This window comes from Arsenicicoccus sp. UBA2120, from assembly GCF_002330965.1.
GTDB classification, from domain to species: domain Bacteria; phylum Actinomycetota; class Actinomycetes; order Actinomycetales; family Dermatophilaceae; genus Arsenicicoccus; species Arsenicicoccus bolidensis.
Map to the genome: position 1 here is coordinate 33,516 of NZ_DCYC01000036.1, position 8,122 is coordinate 41,637.

The 8,122-nt window shown below is 71.8% G+C and carries 9 protein-coding genes; 1 reads left to right on the plus strand and 8 read right to left on the minus strand.

The features are described 5' to 3' along the window. The 8 genes from B2P18_RS04710 to B2P18_RS04745 all read right to left on the minus strand — a co-directional run. The coding region (locus B2P18_RS04710) for a glutamate synthase central domain-containing protein (protein ID WP_286956184.1) at nucleotides 1-1,629 on the minus strand (1,629 nt) is incomplete at its 3' end. A 133-nt stretch (nucleotides 1,630-1,762) separates the two neighbouring features. Next, the gene (gene lgt, locus B2P18_RS04715) at nucleotides 1,763-2,632 is read right to left on the minus strand and encodes a prolipoprotein diacylglyceryl transferase (protein WP_286956186.1); all 870 of its coding nucleotides are present in this window, start codon (nucleotides 2,630-2,632) and stop codon (nucleotides 1,763-1,765) included. A gap of 2 nt (nucleotides 2,633-2,634) precedes the next feature. After that, nucleotides 2,635-3,420 (minus strand): DsbA family protein, encoded by a 786-nt coding sequence (locus tag B2P18_RS04720; protein ID WP_029210471.1) that lies wholly within the window; start codon nucleotides 3,418-3,420, stop codon nucleotides 2,635-2,637. Between the two features lie 16 nt (nucleotides 3,421-3,436). Then, nucleotides 3,437-3,901 carry a MauE/DoxX family redox-associated membrane protein gene (locus tag B2P18_RS04725; protein ID WP_029210470.1) on the minus strand — a complete coding sequence of 155 codons (465 nt, stop codon included), beginning with the start codon at nucleotides 3,899-3,901 and terminating at the stop codon, nucleotides 3,437-3,439. A gap of 11 nt (nucleotides 3,902-3,912) precedes the next feature. Further along, a complete protein-coding gene (trpA, locus tag B2P18_RS04730) occupies nucleotides 3,913-4,701 on the minus strand; it encodes a tryptophan synthase subunit alpha (RefSeq protein ID WP_029210469.1) in 789 nt (262 codons plus the stop codon). Then, nucleotides 4,698-6,041, minus strand: coding sequence for a tryptophan synthase subunit beta (trpB, locus tag B2P18_RS04735; protein WP_286956197.1), 1,344 nt, complete (start codon nucleotides 6,039-6,041; stop codon nucleotides 4,698-4,700). The genes trpA and trpB overlap by 4 nt, the downstream gene beginning before the upstream one ends. 14 nt (nucleotides 6,042-6,055) lie before the next feature. Next, complete coding sequence (gene trpC, locus B2P18_RS04740) at nucleotides 6,056-6,868, minus strand: indole-3-glycerol phosphate synthase TrpC (protein ID WP_029210467.1); 813 nt, start codon at nucleotides 6,866-6,868, stop codon at nucleotides 6,056-6,058. Nucleotides 6,869-6,920: 52 nt separating this feature from the next. Next, nucleotides 6,921-7,391 carry a DUF2752 domain-containing protein gene (locus B2P18_RS04745; protein ID WP_029210466.1) on the minus strand — a complete coding sequence of 157 codons (471 nt, stop codon included), beginning with the start codon at nucleotides 7,389-7,391 and terminating at the stop codon, nucleotides 6,921-6,923. Nucleotides 7,392-7,515: 124 nt separating this feature from the next. Between B2P18_RS04745 and B2P18_RS04750 the strand changes: the two genes are divergently transcribed. Beyond that, nucleotides 7,516-8,049 carry a hypothetical protein gene (locus tag B2P18_RS04750; RefSeq protein ID WP_286956202.1) on the plus strand — a complete coding sequence of 178 codons (534 nt, stop codon included), beginning with the start codon at nucleotides 7,516-7,518 and terminating at the stop codon, nucleotides 8,047-8,049. Nucleotides 8,050-8,122 lie beyond the last annotated feature (73 nt).

The window sequence follows — 8,122 nt, forward strand, 5'->3', positions numbered from 1 at the left end:
GATCGCGTCGAGCGGCGGGTTGGTGACCTGCGCGAACAGCTGCGTGAAGTAGTCGAACAGCATGCGCGGCCGGCTGGAGAGCACGGCGATGGGGGTGTCGGTGCCCATCGACCCGAGGGCCTCGGCTCCGTTGATCGCCATGGGGGTCAGCAGGATCCGCAGCTCCTCGAGGGTGTAGCCGAAGGTCTGCTGACGACGCGTGACCGAGGCCGCGGTGTGCACGATGTGCTCGCGCTCGGGCAGGTCGGACAGCTTGATGACGCCGGCCTCGAGCCACTCGGCATAGGGCTTCTCGGCGGCGAGCGTGGACTTGATCTCGTCGTCCTCGACGATCCGGCCGGCCTCGGTGTCGACGAGGAACATCCGGCCCGGCTGCAGGCGCCCGCGGCGGACCACGTGCTGCTCGTCCAGGGGCAGGACGCCGGACTCGGAGGCCAGGACGACCAGACCGTCGTCGGTGACCCAGTACCGGCCAGGCCGCAGGCCGTTCCGGTCGAGCACCGCTCCGACCAGCGAGCCGTCGGTGAACGTCACGCAGGCGGGCCCGTCCCAGGGCTCCATGAACATCGAGTGGAACTCGTAGAAGGCCTTGCGGGCGGGGTCCATCTCGGCGTGGTTCTCCCACGCCTCGGGGATCATCATCAGCACGGCGTGCGGCAGGGACCGGCCACCGAGGTGCAGCAGCTCGAGGACCTCGTCGAAGGACGCGGAGTCCGACCCGTCCGGCGTGCAGATCGGGTAGAGGCGCTCGAGGTCGCCCGGGATGACGTCGCTGCGCAGCATCGACTCGCGCGTGCGCATCCAGTTGCGGTTGCCCTTGACGGTGTTGATCTCGCCGTTGTGGGCGATGTATCGGTAGGGGTGCGACTTGGGCCAGGACGGGAAGGTGTTGGTCGAGAACCGCGAGTGCACCAGGGCCAGCGACGTGGCGAACCGCTCGTCCGACAGGTCGGGGTAGAACTGCTCGAGCTGCGCGGTGGTGAGCATGCCCTTGTAGACGAGGGTGCGCGCGGACAGCGACGGCAGGTAGACGTGCGCCTCGTGCTCGGCGCGCTTGCGCAGGCAGAACGCCAGCCGGTCGAGCTCGAGGCCCTGTCGGCGACCGGTGATGTCGGAGACGAACAGCTGGGCGAAGTGGGGCATGCAGTCGCGGGCGACCTGGCCGACGCAGCCGGGCTCGACCGGCACCTCGCGCCAGCCGAGGACCTTGAGGTTCTCCTCCGAGGCGATGTGCTCGATCGTGCGGACGGCCTCGGCCCGCTCGGCCTCGTCCTGGGGCAGGAAGGCCGTGCCCACGGCATACGTGCCGGCGGCGGGGAGCGGGAAGTCCGCGACGCCGCGGAGGAACTCGTCGGGCACCTGGGTGAGGATGCCGGCGCCGTCGCCCACGAGCGGGTCGGCGCCGGTGGCGCCGCGGTGCTCCAGGTTGGTGAGGGCCAGCAGGGCCTGGTCGACGATGTCGTGACCGGCGGTGCCGCGCAGGGTGGCCACCATGGCGACCCCGCAGGCGTCGTGCTCGTTGTCCGAGCGGTAGAGACCCTGGTCCGAGGGCTGGGCGCCGAAGCGCGCGAACGTCGGGGGGACCTGGGTGCTTGGGGGGTTCGCGGACGTCGCAGACGACTGGGACATCAGGTGATCACCGTCCTCCGTGCTGGGCCGGACGGCGGGTGCCGTCGGGTCATGAGGCATCGCTGCGGGGACGGCGGTGGCCACGCAGAGACACGGGTGAAAGAGTGCCCCCCACCGGGGAGGGACTCGTTATTCATTCCGAAGTATGAGATTCCATCGGGTCGGTCGTCGAGACGGTTCGCGACCGTCGGCGAGCCAGGACGAACCAGGCCAGACCGAACGCGAAGACGAGGAGGCTGGTCCACACGTTGAGCCGCAGCCCGAGCACGCGGTTGGCCTCGTCGACGCGCATCATCTCGATCCATACCCGGCCCAGCGTGTAGCCCATGACGTAGAGCGCGAACACCTGGCCGGGGCGCAGCCGGAACCGTCGGTCCGCCCACACGAGCAGCGCCGCCACCCCGAGGCACCACAGCGACTCGTAGAGGAACGTGGGGTGGTAACTGCCGAGGACGACCGCCTGGCCCCCCGCGTCCCGCACGGCCTCCCCCGTCGTGGCGTCCCACTCGTGGATCTGCAGCGCCCAGGGCAGGTCGGTGGGTCCGCCATACAGCTCGTTGTTGAACCAGTTGCCCCACCGCCCGATGGCCTGGGCGATGATCAGGCCCGGCGCGAGGGCGTCCGCGAAGTCGAGGTAGGACACGCCGCTGCGACGACAACCGATCCACGCTCCGAGCGCGCCCAGGGCGACGGCGCCCCAGATGCCGAGGCCGCCGTTCCAGATCTTGAGGGCGTCGACGGGATTGCCGCCCTCGCCGAAGTAGGCCTGGGGCGAGGAGATCACGTGGTAGAGCCGCCCGCCGACGATGCCGAACGGCACGGCCCACATCGCCACGTCGATGACGCGCTCGGGGTCCCCGCCACGCGCCGCGAGACGCCGCTGCGTCAGCCACACCGCGACCAGGATCCCCGCGAGGATGCACAGGGCATAGGCCCGTAGGGGCACCGGCCCGAGGTACCAGACGCCCTGGGTGGGGCTGGGGATCTCGGTCGGGAGGAGCATCGTCACTTGGTCGCCGCGGCGACGGCCTGCTCGAGCTTGGCCGGATCCTGGGCAAAGGTCTGGAAGGGGATCTCCTTGCCGTTCAGGAGGTACTGCGGCGTGCCGGTGTTGCCCTTCTGCTGGCCGACCTGCTCCATCTTGGTCGCGAAGCCGATCATCTTCTTGTCCTGCACGCAGCTCTGGAACCCGTCGAGCGCGTCACCGGAGAGTCCCGCCTCCTGGGCGAGGTCGACCCGCAGCTGCTGGTCGGTGTAGCCCTTGCCCTCCTCGGGCTGATGCTTGAAGACCACGTCGTGGTAGGCCTTGAAGCTCCCGGCCGCGTCGGCGCAGCTCGCGGCCGCGGCGGAGCGCAGGGAGGAGTCCGGGTTGGGGACGGTGGGCATCGCGCGCTTGATGTTCTCGTCCAGGAAGCTGCGCAGGTGGTACTCGAGCTTGATCTTGCCCTCGTCCGACAGCTTCGTCACCGTCGGGCCGACGGCGTCCTCGACCTGCTTGCAGATCGGGCACTGGAAGTCCTCGTAGATCACGAGGGTGGGCGCTCCGGCCTTGGCCTTGCCGGGGTTGGCGACGATCCCGCCGCCGTCCGCGGTCGCGTTGGGGGGCGTCGAGGCGTTGGCGATCTTCTGCGCCACCTCGCTCTTGTGGGACTGCTGCGACCAGATCGCCCAGCCGACGGCGACCAGGACGAGCAGCGCGACGAGCGCGGCGGCCGCGACGACCTTGCCCTTGTTGTTCCTGGGGGCCGCGGCCTGGGCCTTGCGGCGCCGCTCCTCGTAGCTCGTGCTCATCGGTGGTGCTCCTCGATCAGTGTGTGGTCGGGGCTCCGAAGAGCCATCGGTCCATGCTCGCAGGGGTGCGTGGTCGGACGGCGAGCCACACGCCGCAGAGCAGCAGCCCGACGTCACGCACGACGTCCCACAGGTAGTTGGTGTCCTCGGGCGCCACGACGCCACCCCCGCCGAAGCAGCCGCAGTCGATGGAGATGCCACGCACCCACACGCTCACGATGCCGATCAGGAAGGCGACCATGAGCAGGGCCCCGGCGATCCCGGCGATCCGCGTGAACAGCCCGAGCACGAGCAACGCACCGATGGCGAGCTCCAGCACCGGCAGGACGTAGCCCACCAGGTTGGCCAGGTCGTAGGGCAGGATCTTGAACGCCCGCACCGCCTCGGCGGAGGACTCGAGAGAGCCGACCTTCAGGTAGCCCGACACGACGAGGACGACGCCCAGCACGAGGCGGGCCACGAGGCCCACCCACTCGCTCACGCCGCGGGTCCTCATCGGCCGCCCTCCCGGACGCCGGCCGCCAGCTCGCGGACGACGCCCTGCAGCTCCTCGACACCCTCGCCGAGAGCGCGGACGAGCGCCGACCCGACGATGACCCCGTCCGCGTAGGCCGCGACCTGAGCCGCCTGCTCGCGGGTGGAGACGCCGAGCCCCACGCACAGCGGGGTGTCGGTGACGGCGCGGGTGCGCTCGATCAGGTGGGCCGCCTCGGGCCCGACGGCCGCCCGCGCACCGGTGACGCCCATGAGGGCGGTGACGTAGACGAAGCCGCGGCAGGCGGCGGACGTGGACGCCAGGCGCTCGGTGGTGGACGAGGGGGCGACCAGGAAGATGCGGTCCAGGTCGTGCCGCTCCGCGGCGTCGATCCAGGCTCCGGCCTCGTCGGGGATCAGGTCGGGGGTGATCAGCCCGGAGCCGCCGTTCGCCGCGAGCTCGGCCGCGAACCGGTCGACGCCATACCGCAGCACGGGGTTGATGTAGGTCATGCACACCGCGGCGCCACCGGCGTCGGTGATGGCCCGGACCGCGCGGAACGCGTCGGCGAGCCGCACCCCACCCGCGAGGGCCTGCACGGCGGCGTCCTGGATGACCGGGCCGTCCATGACCGGGTCGCTGTAGGGGATGCCGACCTCGACGATGTCCACGCCTGCCTCGACCATGGCGACCATGGCCTCGATCGAGCGGTCGACGTCGGGGTAGCCCACGGGCAGGTAGCCCACGAGGGCGGCCCGGTGCTCGTCGCGGCAGCGCCGCAGGACGTCGGTGACGCGGGAGCTCACTGGCCCACTCCTTCGTTGTCGCCGACCGGCTCGGAGGCCTTGATCTCCTCGGCGCGGGCGAAGTCCTCGCCGTCCATCAGCCCGAACCAGCGGGCGGCGCTGTCGACGTCCTTGTCCCCGCGGCCGGACAGGCTGACGAGGATGACGGCGTCGGGCCCGAGCTCGCGCCCGAGCTTCATGGCGCCGGCGAGCGCGTGGCTGGACTCGATGGCCGGCAGGATGCCCTCGGTGCGGGTGAGCAGCCGGAAGGCCTCCATGGCCTCGTCGTCCGTGATCGGGTGGTACTCCGCACGACCGGACGCGTGCAGGGCCGCGTGCTCGGGTCCCACGCTGGGGTAGTCCAGGCCGGCCGAGACCGAGTGCGACTCGATGGTCTGCCCCTCGTCGTCCTGGAGCAGGTAGGTGAAGGCGCCGTGCAGCACGCCCGGGGTGCCGGTGGCGAACCGCGATGCGTGACGTCCGGACTCGACGCCCTCGCCGCCGCCCTCCAGGCCGACGAGCCGCACGTCGCGGTCGGGCACGAACGCGTGGAAGATGCCCATCGCGTTGGACCCACCGCCCACGCAGGCGCAGACCGCGTCGGGCAGCCGGCCCACGAGCTCGAGGACCTGCTCCCGGGCCTCCTCGCCGATGACCTTGTGGAAGTCGCGGACCATCTCCGGGAAGGGGTGCGGCCCGGTGACCGTCCCCAGGACGTAGTGGGTGGTGGCGACGTTGGCGACCCAGTCGCGGAAGGCCTCGTTGACCGCGTCCTTGAGCGTCCGGCTGCCGTGCGTCACGGGCACGACCGTGGCGCCGAGGAGGCGCATGCGGGCGACGTTGAGGGCCTGCCGCTCGGTGTCCCGCTCCCCCATGTAGACGACGCACTCAAGCCCCATGAGCGCTGCCGCGGTCGCGGTGGCCACGCCGTGCTGGCCCGCCCCCGTCTCGGCGATGACGCGCGTCTTGCCCATGCGCCGGGTCAGCAGCGCCTGGCCGAGCACGTTGTTGATCTTGTGGGAGCCGGTGTGGTTGAGGTCTTCGCGCTTGAGGATGACCCGCGCTCCCCCGCAGTGCTCGGCGAAGCGCGGCACCTCGGTGATGATGCTCGGGCGGCCCGTGTAGGTCCGCTGCAGCCGTTCGAGCTCGGCGAGGAACTCCGGGTCGCGGGCGGCCTTGAGGCGCTGCTCGTCGAGCTCCTCCAGCGCCGCGACCAGCGCCTCGGGGACGTAGCGGCCGCCGAAGTCGTCGAACCGGCCCACCGGGTCGCCCGGGCCGGCGTCGCTGGGAGACCGGTGCGGGCGGTGAGGCTCGCGCGGCTGGTCCGGCGCGGTGGTGGGGGTCTCGGTCGAGTCGTCCATGGGGGCTCCGGGGGTCAGTGGCGCAGGGCCGGGTGGGCGCCGGCGGCGATGAGCTCGGCGACGGCGTCCCGGGGGCTGCCCCCGGTGACGAGGGACTCCCCCACGAGCACGGCGTCGGCACCGGCGCGAGCGAGGTCCATGACGTCGTGAGGTCCGCGGACCCCCGACTCGGCGACGCGCACGACCGTGTCGGGCAGCAGCGCGGCGACGCGTCCGAAGGTGGAGCGGTCGACCTCGAGGGTCTTGAGGTTGCGGTTGTTGACGCCGACGACCCTGGCCCCGGCGTCCAGCGCCCGGCGGGCCTCGTCCTCGTCGTGCACCTCCACCAGGGCGGTCATGCCGAGGGACTCGGCGCGCTCCCGCATCGAGACCAGGACGGACTGCTCGAGCGCCGCCACGATCAGCAGGATGACGTCGGCGCCGTGCGCCCGCGCCTCCCACAGCTGGTAGGGCTCGACCATGAAGTCCTTGCGCAGCACCGGCACGTCCACGGCGGCCCGCACCGTGTCGAGGTCGGCCAGGCTGCCGCCGAACCTGCGCTGCTCGGTGAGGACGCTGATGACGCTGGCCCCGCCGGCCTCGTAGTCCGCCGCGAGCCCGCCCGGATCCGCGATGAGCGCGAGGGCCCCCTTGCTCGGGCTGGACCGCTTGACCTCGGCGATCACCCGGACCCCGGCGGTGCGGCCCAGGGCCAGCGCGGCTCGGGCGTCCTTGGCCGGCTCGACCTGGGAGGCGCGCTCCTTCAGCGCGTCCAGCGAGGTCTGCGCCTGGCGGCGCGCGAGATCCTCGCGGACGCCGCCGATGATGTCGTCGAGTACCGAAGCCACGGGCTCAGGCTAGCCACTCGCGGCGCGGTCACCGAATCCGTCCACGCGTCGACTAGGGCTGCCACCACGCCAGGGGCGCCCACCAGCGGGCGACGCCGAAGGCGCACCACAGCAGGAGCACCGCCGCGACCCAACGCCCGACGGGGGCCCCCTGGAGCCGTATGACGACCGGGTCGGCGGCCCCTCGCCGCCGGGCCCGCCACGCCACGACCGTCCACGCGATGGTGCCGGCCAGGAGGGCGAGGACCGCGAGGACGGTGGGGGCGTTGGAGGACAGCGCGGCGACGACGTCACCGTGGACGAGGTCGTGGACGGAGCGCAGCCCGCCGCACCAGGGGCACGGCAGCCCGGTCAGGGCGAGGAAGGGGCAACCGCCCCAGGACCCCGGCCGGTGCGGGTCGCGGACGGCGAGGGCACCGAGGGCCACCGCCTGGCCGGCCAGCAGCCCCAGCGGCAGGGCGAGCACGACCCGACCGCGCTCGGAGGACGAGCGTGCGGGCGCCGGGGCGGACGTCTGCGGCACACGGCCACGATACGGCCACGGCCGGCGGACACACGGCACACCTCCCCGGGGCGCGTCGAGCAGGCGGCTAGCGTGGCACCGTCGCCTTGACAGGCGCTTCTGTCACAGACGAGAGGGGAAATCCATGACCGACAACCCGCAGAACCCGCCGCCGCCGGCCGGAGAGCCGGAGCGTCCCGCCTCGGGCGGCGCCTACGGGAGCCAGCCCTACGGCAGCCAGCCCCACGGGAGCCAGCCGTCCCAGCCGGTGGGTGGCGGACAGCCGTATGACGGCGGCCAGCCGCCCTACGGCAACCAGCCCTACGGTCAGGGCTACGCCCCGCAGCCACAGGGCACGAACGTGCTCGGCATCATCGCCCTGATCCTCGGCATCCTGTCGATCCCGCTGGCGTGCTGCGGCGGCTGGCCGGGCCTGATCGCCGGCATCGTCGCCATCGTGCTCGGCGTGATGGGCAACAAGAAGGCCAAGCAGGGCCTCGTCGGTGGCAAGGGCCTGTCGATGGCCGGCCTGACCCTCGGCATCATCGGCACCCTCATGGGCATCGCGATGCTGATCTTCACGATCGCCTTCGCGGACGTCGCCGAGAAGTGCCAGCAGTACGACCAGGACCCGACCAAGATGCAGCAGTGCATCCAGGACGAGTTCAACAAGCGCTGACCCGATCGCCCCACGCCAAAAGATCGTGAGTGTTTGGTCCAAGGCTCTTGGACCAAACACTCACGATCTTTGG